The following is a 17,329-nucleotide window of genomic DNA, read 5'->3' on the forward strand; positions in this document are numbered from 1 at the left end:
TTCGCTTTATTAGAAAACGGTCATGTCAAAAGAAATGATGAATACAAAAGAGGTTGCCTCCTACCTCGAAATACACGAAAAACAGGTTTACGCCCTAATAAAGGAAAGCAAGCTCCCGTGCACCAAGGCTACCGGAAAATGGATTTTCCCGAAGCACATGATCGATTCATGGATTGAAGATAATGCCAGGGCCGGAATGCACCAGGCAAAGGAAAAGGCCGCCCGTGTGCCGGGTGCTCTCCTTGCCGCCGGCAGCAACGATCCGGTTCTCGATCTCCTGCTTTCAAAAATCAGATTATTATATCCTGACATCTTCATATTCTCTGCCAACACCGGGAGTTCTCAGGGACTCACCGCGCTGGGGAATGGCCTGGTCGATATTGCATGGTCTCACCTGTTCGATAAGGAAACCGGACAATATACAATCCCTTTCATTTCAAGGTTAGCACCGGGTCTTGATGCAGTAGTTGTGAACATGTTTACACGGGAGACAGGCATTGTAACATCCGCTGAAAACCCTGAACATATAAAAACAATAGCTGATTTCGGCAGAGAAAATATCAGGATAATAAACCGCCAGACAGGTTCAGGCACAAGGCTTCTGCTTGATGACCTTATCGAAAAGGCTCATATCGAGCCCTCATCGATATATGGTTATGACAATACGGTTTTTACCCATCTGGAAGTTGGACTCGCCGTGTTGTCTGGAAATGCAGATGCAGGTATCGCCACAGGTTCGGTTGCATCCATGCTGGGGCTTAATTTCGTTCCGCTTTCAAATGAAAAATTCGACATGGTGCTTTTCAGAGATAATTTTTTCAAACGCCAGGTTCAGGCCCTGATATCTGTTTTAAGGTCCGATGAATTCAAAAACCAGGCTTATGCATTCGGGCATTACGATTTTAAAAACTCGGGCATGGTTGTTTGGCCTGAAAAATAAAAGGAGATTATTATTATGAAAAAGCAATTTCTGACTGTATTCATTGCCCTTTTTACTGCGTTAATGCTTGCCGCACCGGCTCAGGCGGCATCTGCCGACAAGACCGTCATCCTCGCGACAACGACAAGCACACAGGACACAGGCCTTCTTGACGAACTTCTGCCCATATTCGAAAAAGAAACCGGCTATTTTGTCAAAACAATAGCAGTCGGCTCGGGTCAGGCAATAGCAATGGGCAAAAGGGGCGAGGCGGACGTACTGCTTGTTCATTCCCCTGATGCGGAAAAAGAGTTCGTGGATGCAGGAAACGGAATAAACCGTAAGCTTGTCATGCACAATGATTTCATAATTATCGGACCCTCGGCAGACCCAGCCAAAATAAAATCAGCCAAAACAGCAAAGGAAGCAATGAAGCTCATAGCCGACAGCGGCTCTTTGTTCATTTCCCGAGGCGACAATTCAGGTACGCATGTAAAGGAAAAGAACCTCTGGAAAGCGGCGGGCATAAACCCTGAAGGCCAGAAATGGTATCAGCAGACCGGACTCGGTATGGGACAGACACTCAATATCGCAGCCGAAAAGAACGGCTATACCCTTACGGACAGAGGCACATACCTCTCATTGAAGAAAAACCTCGGACTGGTCATCCTCTGTGAGGGTGATAAAAGCCTGCTCAATATTTATCATGTGATCGAGGTCAATCCCGCAAAGTTCCCGAAAGTAAATGCGGCAGGAGCCCAGGCGTTCTCCGACTTCATGGTCTCAAAAAAAACCCAAGCCTTTATAGAAAAATTCGGCGTGAAAAAATACGGTTCACCACTGTTCTTCCCTGACGCAGGCAAAGCCGAATAGAAAATATTAATATTTTGAACTCAATCCGGCAATTTATCCTTATTTCTGCTTAGCGGGCCTTTCCCTAAACAAGGAAGGCCCTTATATTTAAACAATGGATTTAATCATTAAAGGCATATGGCAGGCTATTGTCCTGCTTTTTTCTTTTGACCCTGAAGTAATCGGGATAACACTGCTTACGCTTAAGGTTTCGGGGCTCGCTACATTTATAAGCCTTTTTTTAGGTATAGGCTTCGGAATGCTTATAGGCCTGAACAATTTCCCGGGCAGACAGCTCATCATAAGCACAATCAACACAGGCATGGGGCTGCCCCCTGTTGTAGTAGGTCTTTTCGTCACCATCTTTTTATGGAGAAACGGCCCTCTTGGAAGCTTGGGGCTTCTTTATACGCCTTCTGCAATAATCATCGCACAGGCTGTTATTGCCACACCCATAATCATGGGCCTTTCCATAGCAGCCATACAGAATCTTCCAGAAAAGATGCGCCTGCAGATATTGGGGCTAGGCGCAACCAGGGCGCAGATGCTGTGGATGCTTGCAAAGGAAGCAAGGCTGCCGTTGATGGCAGCCATCATGGCAGGCTTCGGGGGAGTTATCTCTGAAGTAGGGGCCTCCATCATGGTAGGCGGAAATATAAAAGGTTATACACGGGTGCTTACTACTGCGACCGTCATGGAAACAGGGAAAGGAAATTTCGACATAGCGATAGCATTAGGGGTTATCCTGCTCCTGATAACATTCCTTATAAACCTCGGACTCACTTTGATACAACAGAGGAAACGTCCCAGATGAGCACACAATCTCCATTGCTTTCAATAGAATCATTCAAGGTCTCCCGTGGCGGGGTCGAGGTCGTTAACGTAAACAGACTGGATATAGAAAAGGGCTCACATCTTACACTCATAGGCCCCAACGGAGCAGGCAAGTCAAGCCTGTTGCTCGCCGCCGCAGGCCTGCTAAAGCCTTCTTCCGGAACAATACGTTTCAGGGGCGAAAGGGTATCCCGCAATAAAGACATGCTTGACTACAGGCGTTCTACAGCCTGCATCTTCCAGGAGGCTCTTCTTTTTGACACGAGCGTCTACGCAAATATTTCATCAGGTCTGAGGTTCAGGAAGGCAAGCAGGAAGGACATAAATGAAATGGTCAATCTTCAGGCGGAACGTTTCGGTATCGCTCATCTTTTAAAGCGCTCTGCAAGAACACTTTCAGGCGGTGAAGCGCAAAGGGTAAGTCTGGCTCGCGCCTTTGCTGTCATGCCGGACATTATATTCATGGATGAGCCTTTTTCGGCGCTCGACAAGCCTACCCGAGATACATTGATCGACGATTTCGGAAAAGTTCTAAAGGAAACCGGAACAACTGCCGTTATGGTTACACATGACCAGGACGAGGCATTAAGACTTTCGACCGAAATCGCGGTAATGGATAAAGGGATAATAGTTCAGAGAGGCGCCCCGGTGGATGTAATGAACCATCCTGAAAACGAATTCATAGCATCCTTCATGGGCATGGAAAGCCTGATAGAAGGCATAGTGAAATCGTCAGAAAACAACATGATTGTTGGAGAAACAGCGAACAAGCAGCTTGCAGCCATAGGCCGGGCAGAGCCGGGAGAGAGAGTTCTGCTGGGAATAAGACCGGAAAACATAACTGTCTCGACTTCCCGGGATCTTCAAACAAGCGCAAGGAACGTTTTTGCCGGTACGATAACCCGTATCGTGCCGAAAAGCTTTTATCTGAAGGTAGATATAGACTGTGGTTTTTCCCTGACCGCTTATGTAACTGAAAATTCGGCAGCCGAATTGATGCTCAAGGAAGGCAGTAAAGTGACCGCATCATTCAAGGCCACAGGGGTTCATGTGATAAAAAAACCGGTAAGATGAAAGGAGAAAAACATGAAAATCAGCGCAAGAAACGTTCTAAAAGGAAAAGTCGTCAAGTTTTCGAAGGGCGCCGTCAATGCCGAGATCGTGATTGAAATGGCGGGCGGAGCAAAGGTGACTTCCATCATTACACTCGAATCAGCCAAGACGCTGGGTATAGCTGAAGGCAAGGATGTCTATGCAATCATAAAGGCGTCCGATGTCATGGTGGGAATTGATTAATTAATAACAGACAGATCTCTTCTGCTTCATATGTTCTTTATCATTATGAAGCAGATTTTTTTATTTTTATGTAATGTTTGGCATAATAAATTTCCGATAGGTATTGTTGATAGTCGGGCAATTTATCAAATATTCAACGAGGAGGATTTCATTATGTTTGAGCGAAGGTTTACATTGGTATCTTCAGCATTTATTTTGCTTTGCTTGGTCGCAGCTGTTCCTGCCACTGCATCCGATTCTTTTCAAGTTGAAACAGGATATCAGGACGGTTTCTATCTGAGAAGCACTGACCCCAATGGCCCCATGTTGAAGTTCGGAGGCTCGATCTGGGCGGAGTATCATTACTATGGCGAGAAAGACAGGGCGGACAACCGCTTCGATATAAAGAAGGCCAGGCTGAGGGTTTCCGGCCAGGTGATCAACTGGCTGCAATACTACGCTGAGTATGAATTCAACGGTTCTTCTGCGGAAAAACACATGACCGATGTCTATGTGGACTGGCTCGTCAGCAAGCCTGTCAGACTGAGGGGCGGCCAGTTCAAGGAGCCGTTCAGCCTTGAATGGCAGACCACTGACCGGGCGATACTTTTTGCCGAGAGGTCCATGGGCTATTATCTCAGCCCTCACCGTGACGTGGGGCTGATGGCTGCGGGTGGATTCTATAAGGATATGTTCAATTTCGGGGCAGGCGTGTTCAACGGAAACGGTGAAGACGGCTCGACCAGAGGTTCATATCATGATGAACCTGAACTGACGGCAAGGCTTGTAATCAAACCGTTTGCCGCAACCTCCATAAATGCCCTCAAACAATTCCAGATAGGCGCATCCGGCAGCACCAAGAAAATCGACGCGTCGACAATTAACCTGCAGGTAAAAAGCACCGGAATGGTCGGAACCAGCCTCAATGTCTACGTACTCAATGCCAATACAAAATTCGGGGTAATACAGGAAGCCGATCTGAGGCAGCGTTACGGACTGGAAGCCGCATGGGCAATGGGGCCTTTTGCCGTATCCGGTGAATATACGCATCTTGAATTCACAGGGCTCAAGCCTGCTAATTCACGTGCGATGAACGCAATATTCTATTCATGGTATGCCGCAGCCGCATGGTGCATAACCGGTGAACCTATATCGCTAACAGGCGGTGTGGTGAATATCATAGTGCCGTCAAGGCCGTTCAAGCCTTCAGCCGGGACATACGGCGCCTTCGCTCTTGCGCTGAGAACGGATCACTTCATAGGAGACCCTGACTGGATCAAGGACGGTGAGAATATATCTTCCAGAAGGGCAGATGCATTCAGCGCGGCATTGAACTGGTTCCTGCTGCCGCAGCACAGAGTGCTTCTGGAATATACATATACGAGCCTGTCGGACCCGATCAAGGTCAGGGTCAATCCGGTGGATGGAAGCATCGACTATATCGACAAGGAATCGACAGCCACATTAAGATATTGCCTTGATTTCTAAATAACAGAATATTTCAGGACAAAGGGTGAGCAAAATGAAATGGCTTAAAATATCCGGACTGATTATTGTTTTTATTATGGCTGCAACATCCGCTTTTGCCGCATACCACCATGAAGGCGAAAAAGACGCGCCGCAATTCCTGCTGGCTTATCCTGATATAGCCGGAACAAAGCTCGACCAGTGCCAGCTTTGCCATACCGGCGGGACATACAAAGGCTCCCAGATGGGAAGCTGCCAGTATTGCCATGCAATCACAAATTACGGGAGGATATCCGGCCAGGGAGACAATACGCTTAATCAGTACGGAAGGGACTACAGGAATTACGGAAGGAACGCGGCGGCCGTATTCGCAATAGACGCTCTGGATTCGGACGGAGACTCATATACGAATACCGTAGAGATAAACAATATGGAAGGCAGCGAGAAACGGCCGACCTATCCGGGAAATGCAGCCGACTATCCGGGTCTGATCGACCCGCCGCAAAAGGTCTATACGAAAGATATGCTGGGCAAGCTGAGGCAGCACACACAGTTCATGCTGCAGAATGCAAACCGTTCGGTCGACTTTTATGCCGAATATACGGGGGTTTCATTGAGGGTGCTCCTGAACGACGCGGGAATACTTCAAACCGCAACAGGAGTCACGGTATATTCTCCCGACGGTTTTGCAATGAGTTACTCGCTCTATAACAATGAGAGTTCGGGCCTGTATCCGGTCTATGACAAGGATTACAAATACCCGCCTTCTATTTACTACTATAACAGCCAGGCGGACGCCTCGCTCGAAACCATCATAGGATGGTGCGACTACAGCGCCCCTTCATGCATAGGCAGGAGCAATGGCGATCCTATATTCGTGACGGCCGGATTGAAAGCCATGCTTGCCACAAAACGTGAAGGTGTTGATCTGGATGTCGGACACCTCACAGCTGACAACAAGCTCGACGGCGAGGGCCCCTACAGGATCGTAGTTCCTCAGAAGGCTATATGCGCCCCGGACCAGTCACAGAAGTCATCGTACCAGAATGTGATCTGGCCTTGGAGTTCGTCGAACGACCACAACGCGGGCTATTCAGCAAGGACGGCGACAATTATTAAGGTAGAGCCCCTGCCGCAGGGGTGCACGGATATTGACGTATATGAGGCAGGCTGGGATTATGTCGATCAGAAGAAAATCGTGGTCTACGGCTCGATTGATCCCGACAGCCCTGTCCCGCAGGACCCTGATGATGAGACTGTTACATCAAGCCAGATATCAAAAAGCCTTTGCCTGATAGCAACGGTCAGCAGTAATGAAACAGGTTTTAGTCTGACTGGCTTATCCATTCTTTTGATGATTGTTTTTGTTCCGGTTGTGGTCAGCATTCTCCGGACAAAACGGATATTTAATTGTTAAACATATTCCTGTTAGTTATCTGAATTAATTTCCAGCAGCAGGCGATACGGTCTTCCTCATCGGCTGAACCTGCTGCTGGAAACATTATTTTTCAGTAATACACATGTTGCCACAGCAGAATTTTATCAAGAATTCAGTCCGAACAGATTATTAAAAAAACCTTAGTTTGTTACTTAACTAAATCTTAAATTGACATTATGCCTGTGTATGCATATTATATTGGATACTTATAATGATTGAATTCCATTAAGTAAAAATTGATTGGAAACGGCAATTAAACTTAGTCGGAAATGAATTGTTAGAGGTGCCGTATATTAGATTTATCATTAATAATTCCAGGAGGTTATATTTTATATGAAAAATATATTTACGTTGCTTCTCGTTTTATTGCTTGCTCTGAATATTCTCGCATGTGGAGGAGGAGGCGGCGGCGGGGGAACCGATAACGTCAGCACGCCTTCCGAAAATACGCCTTACGATGGCACAGCGCCTCAATTTTTACACTATACCCTGCCTGATCAATATGCGTATGAACTCAGCGGAAAACCCGTTGCAAATGAGAGGGCAGCCCTGTTTTCCTCTTATACCCCTACAGACGGAATCCTTTACAAAGACGGTGTCACACTGGTTTCAGGATATGCGCTGGATCAGTTTATAGACAAAGATGCCGTTAACGCTGCAACACCTGACCCGGACGGTGTTTTGGGAACCAATGATGCCAGAAAACTATATTCCGTAGTAGTTCGCTCAAACCAGGACGGATTCACAAACCGAACCAAGTTCCTGAGTTCAGGCTTGTATAATGCCGATTTAAGATGGGATCAGTATATACAGGGCTATCTGCTGGATTTGATTTACAGCGGTAGAACATATTTCCCCTCATCGACAATCGATATACCCAATATGTATGACAATAAATACGCCTATGACATATATATGTTCCGGAAGATCGATGTAAAAAGGCCTGATGCGGATGGCACGCTTGTTACATTTGAACCGCAGGCAACTACAGAAAGCTATGTGAACGACGCAACTTATACTACCGTAACTACCTTAACAACTACGAAGTTCAATGTAACAACTAAGAGCTTCGGGACTTACACAGATGTAAAGGCCATTCCCCTTGTCCAGTTTATAACGGATTATATAACGGATACCCCTGGTTCTTACACATATAAGATAGTTGCCCTTGATGGTACTTTCAAAGAAGGCTGGACTTATGCCGATATGCAGCAGGCTTATTATCTGCCGGATTACGATATCATCATCCGCCTTGATACCTCCGACAATGTGGTAAGCGGTACCAAGATAAATTATCCGGCCAGGATTGAACTTATAAGCAGCTCTACTGTTGAATACAACTATTCTGCAAAAAATCCCCCTGCTTTTGCAAAGGCATATTGATGAATAACAACCGAACTTGGTTGATATCATAAAAGGGCAAAATATTTAAAAACCAATAAGGAGAGTGTTATGGAAAGATTTAAGAGGAGATTATCGGGAGTTCTGTTCTTGTTCTTGGCTGTTGTCCTGCTGAATGGGTGTATCACTAAGAGTACGCCGTCGACGCAGACTTTGTCGATCGCGGCAGGTGATCCATGCGTCTTTTCAATCAAGACATTAGTTGCACCGACCAGCATCGTCTGGAGCCTTGATGAAGTTGAGATCATCGGAGCCACTACGCTGGATTATACCTATACGCCCAAGTCTGCTGATGTCGGGGAACATACCCTCTCCGTTACCGAGACCTCCATGTTCGGAAAGGGCAAACGCACATGGACTGTTCAGGTAATCGCACCTGTTGCCAGTAGTTTTTTACACTACACCTTCCCGGACCAGCTGGCATATAGAAACAGCGGAGGCACACTTGAAGATGAGCACGCCGCACTGTTTTCAGACTATACACTGACGGAGAATATTCTGTATTCCGCTGGTCCCCCGGCAGTATACGTTTCAGGATATGCGCTCTCTCAGTTTGTAGACATGGATGCCGTAAATGAAGCAACACCTGACCCTGACGCGAAGCTGGGAACGAATGACGCCAGGGCATTGTATTCTTTTGTCACCAGGTCCAATAATGATAATTACAGCAACCGTACGGATTTTCTCCGCTCAGATACCAGTAATGCATACACTCCCGATCTGGGATGGGATCAGTTTAGCTTGGGATATCTGCTGAGGATAGACAAAGACGGAAGAACATTCTACCCGACATCGATAGCAGGCGTTGTAGGAAAGCATAAAACCAAATGGGCCTATGACATATATATGTTCCGTAAGATTGATGTGAAGAGACCCGACGCAGCAGGCTCGATTGCTAAATTTGAAACCGCAGCTACAACAGACAGCTATGTTGACGACACATCCTATAACACCGTGTGGGGCAAATGGACTACAAAATTCACGGTTGAAACAATAAGCTTTGGAACTTACACGAATGTCAAGGCTATTTCACTGGATCAGTTCCTTACGGATTATATTACCGACACTCCGGATGCCTATACATATAAGATAGTTGCCGTAGACGGTTTCTCAAGAAATGGCTGGACCTATGCCAATATGCAGCAGGCTTATTATTTGCCTGATTATGAATTCATAGTACAGGTTGCGGGCGGCGCACAGGTCAGCGGAACAAAGTTAAACTATCCTGTAAGGATTGAAGTAATCAGCAGTTCCCCTGTTGAATATGACTACTCAGCAAAATATCCCCCGGCTCTTGCAAAGGCATATGAAGAAGCTCCTTGGTAAGAACTAATTAAATTCGATCAATACCGCATCGAACAAACTGCACAATGAATGCCGGTAGTTCTGCCGGCATTCATTTTCTCTATAAAAAAAAGATCTGGGTATAGGGATGCAACAATGAGATTAATAATTCTGACAACACTGTTGCTGTTTGTAACTGGTATTCCATTAATGGCGCAGGAAACTAAACAGGCGGAAAACGCAGGCGAGGTTCAATCGCAAAACCAGCCTTTGGAAAAACAGGACAAGCCGGCTAAAAAAACCAAAACCAATAATGAATATCAGCTTGAGGAAATTGTCGTCAAGGAACGCCGCATCAAAGACATCGATCAAGGTAAGGTAGTGAAAGGCGGCGCAACAACCGAAATCACCGAACAGGATATAGAAGAGAGGAGCGATAAAGAGCTGAAGGATGTCCTGTATCAGGTGCCGGGCATCCAGGTATCAACGCAAAGAAAGGGCACCACCCAGTTTTATATGCGTGGATATGATATGTCAAAAGTAGCCATAATGGTGGATGACATTCCTCTGATCGACTCCTTCAACGGGACCATAGATATAGATAATATAGGCCTGACGGATATAGCGGAGATCATTGTAAGCCGCGGCACCACGTCTGCCCTGTACGGCACGAAAGGCGCCGTCGGTTCAATCAATCTCATCAGAAAGAAACCCACCAAACTCTACCTTGATGTCACCGCAGAATACGGCGAATATAATAACTTCGTGGCAAGCGTTGCCCACGGTGCGCCGATAGGTGATTTTTACTATCAGTTCTCGGCCATGTACGACAAGTCGGACGGGTATAAGGTATCAGACAAGCTCGACCGCAAAGAACGTGAGGACTGGCTTTTGAAACTTTCCCGCTATGATCTTTACGGATTTACCTTAAATGATATCTATGCTCATCCGGGCAGTTCTGCAGCCACATACTATCTTAACGAATCAGGGATATGGGATCATATAGGGTATGAAAAATACAAGTTTAACGGGAAACTGGGATACCATATAACACCTGACCTGGATATAGGGGCATCGGGTTTTTATAATCTGACTGAAATGGAAAATAGCTCATATTTTACGGATATGAGAAGCATGTATACCTATAACGATTATACCGGGGAGAAAGGCTGGAGACTGCCGGATACCACCTATATCCTGCGCAACACGTCAAGCCGCTGGCCCGAATACAATGATTTCGCCGTGTCTCCATATATAATTTACGAGAAAGGCAGCTTCGGATTAAAAGCCAATGCTTACTACTATGAAAACACCAACAAATTTATGGCTTATGATGATCCGCTGGAAAAAGTCCTGGCATACAACAGGGATGTGGATACTATGACCTGGTCCATATGGACAAGCGACACCTATGGATTCAATATGTATCCATCATTCAAACTCTCGTCATGGAACAGGCTGAACTTTGCTTTTCTGTACTACGTAAACAACCACATAGAAGAAGAACAGGCATACAACGATGAATCGACCAAGATAATCAAATATTACGGCACAGGCAAATACGAAACACTCGAAATCGAAGCCGCTTATCTTACCTGTGCCATAGAAGACGAAATGCAGCTGTTGAATAATCTGGATTTAACGCTAGGCGTCTCTTATGACGCGCAGGACCTTGAAAATTACAAGAAAAAACTGGGAATTGACGGAAGCACGGAAATGATAGACCAGTACATTGCCGCTGATGATTCCATGCTGTGGGGGACGCGCGATTCCTTCAATCCAGTCGGAGACATTCTTTATGAGCCTATAAAGGACGTTTTAAAGCTCAAGGCCGCAGCATCCCGGAAAACGTCTTTCCCTACTCTTCAGGCATATACTAAAACACTGTCTCCCTATCAGACGTCGTCCGACCTGGGCAGCAGGGATGTGAATATTCAACCTGAAAAAATATTCAATCTCGATCTTGGATGTGAACTTTCATTCTTTAACAAGAATCTGATCTTCGGCGTGGATTATTTTTACAGCGATTACAAAGATAAAATCACAAAAATATACATTACGAAGATTGACGATTATATCTACAGAAACATTGATTCTGCAGTTATACACGGTATAGAGGCAACACTGAATTTGAATCTTATGGATGTTTTTAATATAGCGGATATTAGTTTCTCGCCCTCATATACATATATATTTGCCAGGAACCAGGCGGATGTCGACGATTCCTTCATATATAAAGGCGACAGATTTGAGAAGCTTCCTGAACATAAAATAACCTTTGACTTGAGGACGTATTTTAAAACAGGCACAAGCCTGATCATATTCGGTTATATGGAATTTAACCAGATCCAGTATACAATGGCATCCGTACCTCAACCAACCGATCCTTTCTCCACTTCATACTTCTATGAACAACAACTCCATAATCCTGTTCAACTCGATATCAAGCTTTCACAGAAATTTTTAAAACATTACGAGGCATATGTAATGTGCAAAAACGTACTGGATGATTATAATGCCGATCCGTTCAATCCCGGCCCGGGCAGAATGTGGTATGTCGGCGCAAAGGCAAGCTTTTGAAAGGAAATCCTGAATGCATGTACATGTGTCACATGAAGAAGCGCACATAGAGGAGACAAAATGGAATGGCTTAAAGCAGTCGTAGATTATGGAATCATAGGTCTTTTGATCTTCCTGAGCATTATCGCCCTAGGGGTTGCCATCGAAAGGTTTTATTTTTTCAAACACATAAAACTTGATGCCTACCCCGATCAAAAGAATCTGGAACTGGAGCTTACAAAAAAAATCCACCTCATTGCGACCATCGGCAGCAATGCCCCCTATATAGGCCTGCTCGGAACTGTTCTTGGCATCATGCTCACCTTTTATATGATCGGAAAGGAAGGTTTCATGGATACGGGAAAGATCATGGTGGGTCTGGCCCTGGCACTCAAGGCCACGGCCGTAGGTCTTCTGGTGGCCATCCCTGCCGTCTCTCTATATAATTTTCTCTTAAGAAAAGTTAAAGTCCTGCAAATGAGCTGGGAAATCGAACATGAAAGAAAAAGAGTTTGATTACATCAACGTCATCCCCCTGGTCGACGTCATGCTTGTGCTCCTTACTATTGTGCTGACCACCTCTTCCTTTATCGCCAGCGGGATGATTCCCATGGATCTGCCCAAGGCTCACCGGAGTTCGGGTGAAATCCTGAAGACCCAGACGGTTGAAATCGATAAGGCCGGAAAAATTTATCTGAATTCAAGGCCTGTATCTATGGAAGAATTGAAAACCGATTTGGGAACCATGAACAGAAAAGCCCCAGTCTTGATAAGGGCGGACCGCAGCATCATCCTTCAAAACTTCGTAAGTGTCCTGGATGTTATCAAAGGACTCGAATTTAAACGTATCAGCCTGCAGACCGAGGAAGGTCCATGAGCTATCAGAGCAGGGCCTTTCAGATATCCTTCCTGCTTCATGCCGCAATTGTTGTCCTGGTAATTACCTGCAGCCTTTTCCTGGGGCAATACAAGAAATCTCTTGTCATGGATTTCGATCTGCTGAAGCCTGCACCAGAAGTCAAAAAGGAGAAGGAGCTTGAGCCTATACCGTTGGCAAAACTGATAAAGCCTGCAACCCCTCAGATCATAAATAAAGAAGAACCTCCCAAAAAGCCGGAAGAGGCTCCACGCAAATCCTCTATCCCGGAAACCCCGCCGGTGGTAAAGCTCCCGGGAGCCAGTAATCTTGAGACTAGCCCTGCGGGAGCAGAAATGCCGGACCAGGGTAAGGATGTAAAGGAAGGTTCTCCCGGAATCGCAGGAGGGACACCAGAAGGAACGGGGACAAACTCAAGCATAGGCAATGGAGAGGACGGCATGGAATCGGCCAGGGCAAAATATTTAAACGAACACTTTGCCTACATCCGGAATAAGATCCTTAATAACGTAAGCTACCCTGATCCGGCAAAAAGGAAGGGCTGGCAGGGAAAGGTGCTTCTTTCCTTTGTCATCACTGCTGACGGTTCAGTCAGAGAGTTGAAGGTTTTGAAGAGTTCGGGTTTTGCACTGCTGGACAGGAGTGCCATAAAAACAGTCCGCGACACAGCGCCCTTCCCCAGGCCGCCCGGGGAGGCTCAGCTTGTCATCCCTATCACATATCATCTTGAGTGAGCGTTTTGAGAAGGTCAAATTAAAATCTTCATCAGCACCATGATTTCATTGGCAGCCCAGTGAAGTTTAGTCCGGTTATCGCAATCCTTCAGCGCATCGTTTTCACCGGGACTAGCAGAGCCTTTGCATATTTCGATTTTCCCTAAGATGCCTTCCTGCAGCTTCTGACAGGCCTCGCTGTAACGACCTTTACCAATCATCTTCTGTACCGTTTTCACATTGTTCTTCAGCGCCGCCTTCCCCGAAGGAGTCATAAAACCGTCTGGAGGTATCGAGTCGATGGCGGCCGCAAGGTGAATGAGCTTTTCATTAATATTTTCAAGCGGACTGATGGCCCCGTAGATCACGATCTTATCCTGGCCGATATAGTTCCAGCCGGCCTCGAGGAGGTTTATATCAGTCGTCCCTTTTGGCAAAGGGCCAACCTTCATGATCGTTGTAGAACGGGTCGAGGCCCCTACGTTATGGTCTCCGTTCGGAAGGTACGGCCATATCCATGTGCCTGGATCCTGCGCGTTTTTCGCAGTCGATCTCTGGTCCGGAGGCACAATCTCCTTCTGGGGAGGTACGACCCTGAACGGTCCCTCGCCATCGAGTTTATTTTCGGAATTCAGAACCCCTGGCGTCAGATACTGTCCATCTCTCTTGAAGGCGAGTATCATCTTCAATCCGGCTTTGTTGACGATCTGCTGGCCGTTGAGCCTTTTCACCACCGAAGGAGCAGAATAGTCACACCACCCGGTTGCCGGGTGTTTTGCAACGTCGGCCTGTTCATTATAAAAGAATATTGCAGGAGGGTATTTGCCGTTTATATAATAGACGTTCAGTGTTGCATCATAGCCAAATGGATGGGTTTGCGAATAACCATCCGGCGAGAGTACCGTCACTTCTGTTGCAGAAGGCAGCAACAGCGGCTTCAACAGGTCCTCCATCGGAACGCCCGTGTATTCGGCATAGGTATCGGTTGACTTGCTGGCATTCAGCAAGAGAAACTGGGTGTGCTGCGGCATTGCTTCGATTTGATCCCGCGTGAAAACTTTGGAGGGTGCGGCTACTTTGGTCGGGTCATCATTCGGATCACCCGGATATCTGAGGGCAGTAATCTCAATCTTGTTCGAATACCCGTCTCCATCGGAGTCGAGATCTTGGATAGCAATTACAGCAGCTTCATTTCTTCCGTGTTTGAGGTAGTCCTTACCAAAATTATTGAGGGTTTCCGCATAATCGTATTCTACTGTTTTGCCATAGTCGCTCTTATAGTGGCACCACTGACAGCTGCCGAGATTGGTCGTCTTTCCTCCGGACACATAGGAACCGCCCCTGTGGCACAAAGAACAGTCATCAAGTTTAGTACCTGCCGTCTGGGAATAGACGGCACGAAATTTTGGAGAATCGATCTCGTTCTCATGTGTGTATGCCGCATAGCATATAAAAGCCGCGCATATAAAAAGCACGGTTCCTGTTGCCGTAATCCAGATTTTTCGAGTTTTCATGAGTTCCTCTTTTCCATAATATTGCGATTAATCAGAGCTTATTGCCTTTTTAGAAAATCCCGTCTTCTGCTTTCAAACCTTCTTCGTTATTAAGAGAAAAGCAAATTCTGTAATCCGGATATTATGTTTGGCATGACACAATATGTCAAGTTGAGAATGCATAATGATACATATTCAAAGCATGCAAACCGATGACACGGACTTTATAAACTGTAAGGTGAATTCTCTTTAATTACGATATATTGAAATACTGCGGTTTCGTCCGGTTTTAAAAATAGCTATGCAGTCCGGGCAGATAATTGACGCCGAAATATGTGAACAGTATGCAGGCCAGACCAAATACGGCCAGGCCTGCATACAGCATGCTTGAAGCGCCGTATCTCTTCCTGGCATGAAGGCAGGCGGCATAAACGAGCCATGCGATCAATGCCCATGTCTCCTTGGGGTCCCATCCCCAATATCTGCCCCAGGCAGTTTGGGCCCAGACAGACCCTGTCATGATGCCTATTGAAAAAACAACAAAGCCGCTCGTTATAAATATATATGCCGCTTCCTTTGCCCTATAGTTGTTTCTCCGTGATTTGAAATAATTGTCATAGACAGTCAGAACAGTGCCAAGGGCCAGCAATGCATAGCCCATCATACAGGTTATCACATGTATAAGCAGCCAGTTGCTTTTAAGCGCAGGAACGAGCGGCCTTACTGAATTGTCCATCCCTGGGGCAAAGCTTGCGTATAAAAGGATCATTACTATTATCGGACAGGCAAAAATGACGGCCTGTAAGGATTTCTTCACCCATAAAAATATAAGAGAGGCGAGCATGATGGCCCACGAGAGTACGACAAGAGACTCGTAAAGGTTTGATACCGGCGCATGGCCGAAACCTGCCCTGTATGAAACAATCCAGCGCAGAACAAGTGCTGTTGTCTGGAGCCCGAAAGCAATCGAGGCAAAGACCTTTCCCGCGGTTACAAATGAATTTTTTCTGCTTATTAAGAACAGAAATGAAAGCACATATAAGGCCAGTGAAACTATTATCAGTTTAATGTCCATCTTTTTTGTCCTGGTATTTATGCTTCGGAATAAAAATCATGATCATCCCGATTAAAAAGATTATCCCTCCTGTTGCAGCAAGGGTTACCCCCGGGTCTTTCCTGACAGAAAGACCCGTACTGCAGCTTGAATTTACATCCTGAAGCAGGAATGTGAACGGCCTGACCAGCTTCGGATTGAATTCAGGATGAATGTCAAGGAAGTCAGGTTTTCTCTGAATCACTTTTTCCAGATTTTTTAAAATCCATATTTCATTATTGCCTGCGGGCGTTTCAATGAAGAGCTCAACGGCCGGTCCCGCATTCATAAGATCTGAAATTATATGGCCTGTTCTGATGGTCACACTTTCATCAAGTTTAAGTTCATCCCCATGCCTGGCTTCTATCCATGTAACTTTGCTGCTGTCTGTAATTTTTATTATTGCCGCTTCTTCGCAGGTATATCCGGACTGATACAGACTCACGCCTTCAAATCTGACCGGATGGTTTACACGCAGGATTGACTTCTTTTGAATCTCTCCGTTTTTTATAAAACTCAGATAAGAAATGAACTCGGACGGAGAGCCGTCATCATAATAAATCACTTTGAATTCGTCGCACCTTATTGAAAAATCAAGCCGCTCTGTCCTCCCGTTTTTATGGTATATGACATTTGATGACTGTCCCTTCGGTATCTGTACCTCTGCATCTATACCGAACTTCCCAGCCAGGTAACCGGCAAGGACTACAGGAATTCCCAGATGAAGCAATATTATACCCGTACGCCTGAAGTTTATTTTTGATTTTATCAGTATTCTCAAGATATAGGCCGTAATGCACAGACAGAGCATTAATGCGATAATTCCAAGCAGTATCTGAGTCATGGCGGCAAAAAAACCAAGCAGGTGCCTTATGCTGACAGAGTTCTCTGAAAAAAGAGAAAGTCCCAATATCACAAAATTCTCTGCAATCAGCAGAACGGCCAGTGACAATAAGATAAAAACCACAAGCCTTAATGATGAAGCCGAGCTTGTCAGAAAATTGAAAACACCTTTAATTTTCATAGATTTATCACCATAGGCTTATCTGTTACTATATCAGGCAAAAAGTAATGAGACAACCTCATGCAATAGATTTAATGACGATTCATCTTGAAAATATAAT

The 17,329-nt window shown here is 45.8% G+C and carries 16 protein-coding genes; 13 read left to right on the plus strand and 3 right to left on the minus strand.

Features of this window, described 5'->3' with window-relative positions; translation table 11 throughout:
• Positions 1-22 precede the first annotated feature (22 nt).
• The 13 genes from VIS94_15490 (at position 23) to VIS94_15550 (ending at position 13,640) form a co-directional block, all read left to right on the plus strand.
• On the plus strand, positions 23-940 hold the full coding sequence (locus tag VIS94_15490; GenBank protein ID HEY9162481.1) for a substrate-binding domain-containing protein: 918 nt from the start codon (positions 23-25) through the stop codon (positions 938-940).
• 15 nt (positions 941-955) lie between these two features.
• Entirely contained in the window at positions 956-1,792 is an 837-nt protein-coding gene (locus tag VIS94_15495; GenBank protein ID HEY9162482.1) for a substrate-binding domain-containing protein, read from the plus strand.
• A gap of 94 nt (positions 1,793-1,886) precedes the next feature.
• Positions 1,887-2,585, plus strand: coding sequence for an ABC transporter permease (locus VIS94_15500; GenBank protein HEY9162483.1), 699 nt, complete (start codon positions 1,887-1,889; stop codon positions 2,583-2,585).
• A complete protein-coding gene (locus VIS94_15505) occupies positions 2,582-3,679 on the plus strand; it encodes an ABC transporter ATP-binding protein (protein HEY9162484.1) in 1,098 nt (365 codons plus the stop codon). The genes VIS94_15500 and VIS94_15505 overlap by 4 nt, the downstream gene beginning before the upstream one ends.
• A gap of 12 nt (positions 3,680-3,691) precedes the next feature.
• Positions 3,692-3,901, plus strand: a complete 210-nt coding sequence (locus VIS94_15510) for a TOBE domain-containing protein (GenBank protein ID HEY9162485.1) — start codon at positions 3,692-3,694, stop codon at positions 3,899-3,901.
• 153 nt (positions 3,902-4,054) lie between these two features.
• Positions 4,055-5,368: a porin gene (locus tag VIS94_15515; GenBank protein HEY9162486.1), complete on the plus strand. Its 1,314-nt coding sequence runs from the start codon at positions 4,055-4,057 to the stop codon at positions 5,366-5,368.
• A 34-nt stretch (positions 5,369-5,402) separates the two neighbouring features.
• A complete protein-coding gene (locus VIS94_15520) occupies positions 5,403-6,764 on the plus strand; it encodes a GEGP motif-containing diheme protein (protein HEY9162487.1) in 1,362 nt (453 codons plus the stop codon).
• 354 nt (positions 6,765-7,118) lie between these two features.
• Positions 7,119-8,168 carry a hypothetical protein gene (locus tag VIS94_15525; GenBank protein HEY9162488.1) on the plus strand — a complete coding sequence of 350 codons (1,050 nt, stop codon included), beginning with the start codon at positions 7,119-7,121 and terminating at the stop codon, positions 8,166-8,168.
• A 69-nt stretch (positions 8,169-8,237) separates the two neighbouring features.
• A complete protein-coding gene (locus VIS94_15530) occupies positions 8,238-9,512 on the plus strand; it encodes a hypothetical protein (GenBank protein HEY9162489.1) in 1,275 nt (424 codons plus the stop codon).
• A gap of 114 nt (positions 9,513-9,626) precedes the next feature.
• On the plus strand, positions 9,627-12,050 hold the full coding sequence (locus VIS94_15535) for a TonB-dependent receptor (GenBank protein HEY9162490.1): 2,424 nt from the start codon (positions 9,627-9,629) through the stop codon (positions 12,048-12,050).
• A gap of 60 nt (positions 12,051-12,110) precedes the next feature.
• Positions 12,111-12,545, plus strand: coding sequence for a TonB-system energizer ExbB (exbB, locus tag VIS94_15540; protein ID HEY9162491.1), 435 nt, complete (start codon positions 12,111-12,113; stop codon positions 12,543-12,545).
• The gene (locus VIS94_15545; protein HEY9162492.1) at positions 12,526-12,906 is read left to right on the plus strand and encodes a biopolymer transporter ExbD; all 381 of its coding nucleotides are present in this window, start codon (positions 12,526-12,528) and stop codon (positions 12,904-12,906) included. The genes exbB and VIS94_15545 overlap by 20 nt, the downstream gene beginning before the upstream one ends.
• Positions 12,903-13,640, plus strand: a complete 738-nt coding sequence (locus VIS94_15550; protein ID HEY9162493.1) for an energy transducer TonB — start codon at positions 12,903-12,905, stop codon at positions 13,638-13,640. The genes VIS94_15545 and VIS94_15550 overlap by 4 nt, the downstream gene beginning before the upstream one ends.
• Positions 13,641-13,654: 14 nt before the next feature.
• Here the strand turns inward: VIS94_15550 and VIS94_15555 are convergent, their stop codons facing one another.
• From VIS94_15555 to VIS94_15565, 3 genes are all read right to left on the minus strand, one after another.
• Complete coding sequence (locus VIS94_15555; protein ID HEY9162494.1) at positions 13,655-15,133, minus strand: GEGP motif-containing diheme protein; 1,479 nt, start codon at positions 15,131-15,133, stop codon at positions 13,655-13,657.
• A gap of 268 nt (positions 15,134-15,401) precedes the next feature.
• Positions 15,402-16,187 (minus strand): cytochrome c biogenesis protein CcsA, encoded by a 786-nt coding sequence (ccsA, locus tag VIS94_15560; GenBank protein ID HEY9162495.1) that lies wholly within the window; start codon positions 16,185-16,187, stop codon positions 15,402-15,404.
• Positions 16,177-17,229 (minus strand): cytochrome c biogenesis protein ResB, encoded by a 1,053-nt coding sequence (locus VIS94_15565; protein ID HEY9162496.1) that lies wholly within the window; start codon positions 17,227-17,229, stop codon positions 16,177-16,179. The genes ccsA and VIS94_15565 overlap by 11 nt, the downstream gene beginning before the upstream one ends.
• Between the last annotated feature and the right edge of the window lie 100 nt (positions 17,230-17,329).

This window comes from Desulfomonilia bacterium (genome assembly GCA_036567785.1).
In the GTDB taxonomy this organism is placed as follows: Bacteria; Desulfobacterota; Desulfomonilia; order UBA1062; family UBA1062; genus DATCTV01.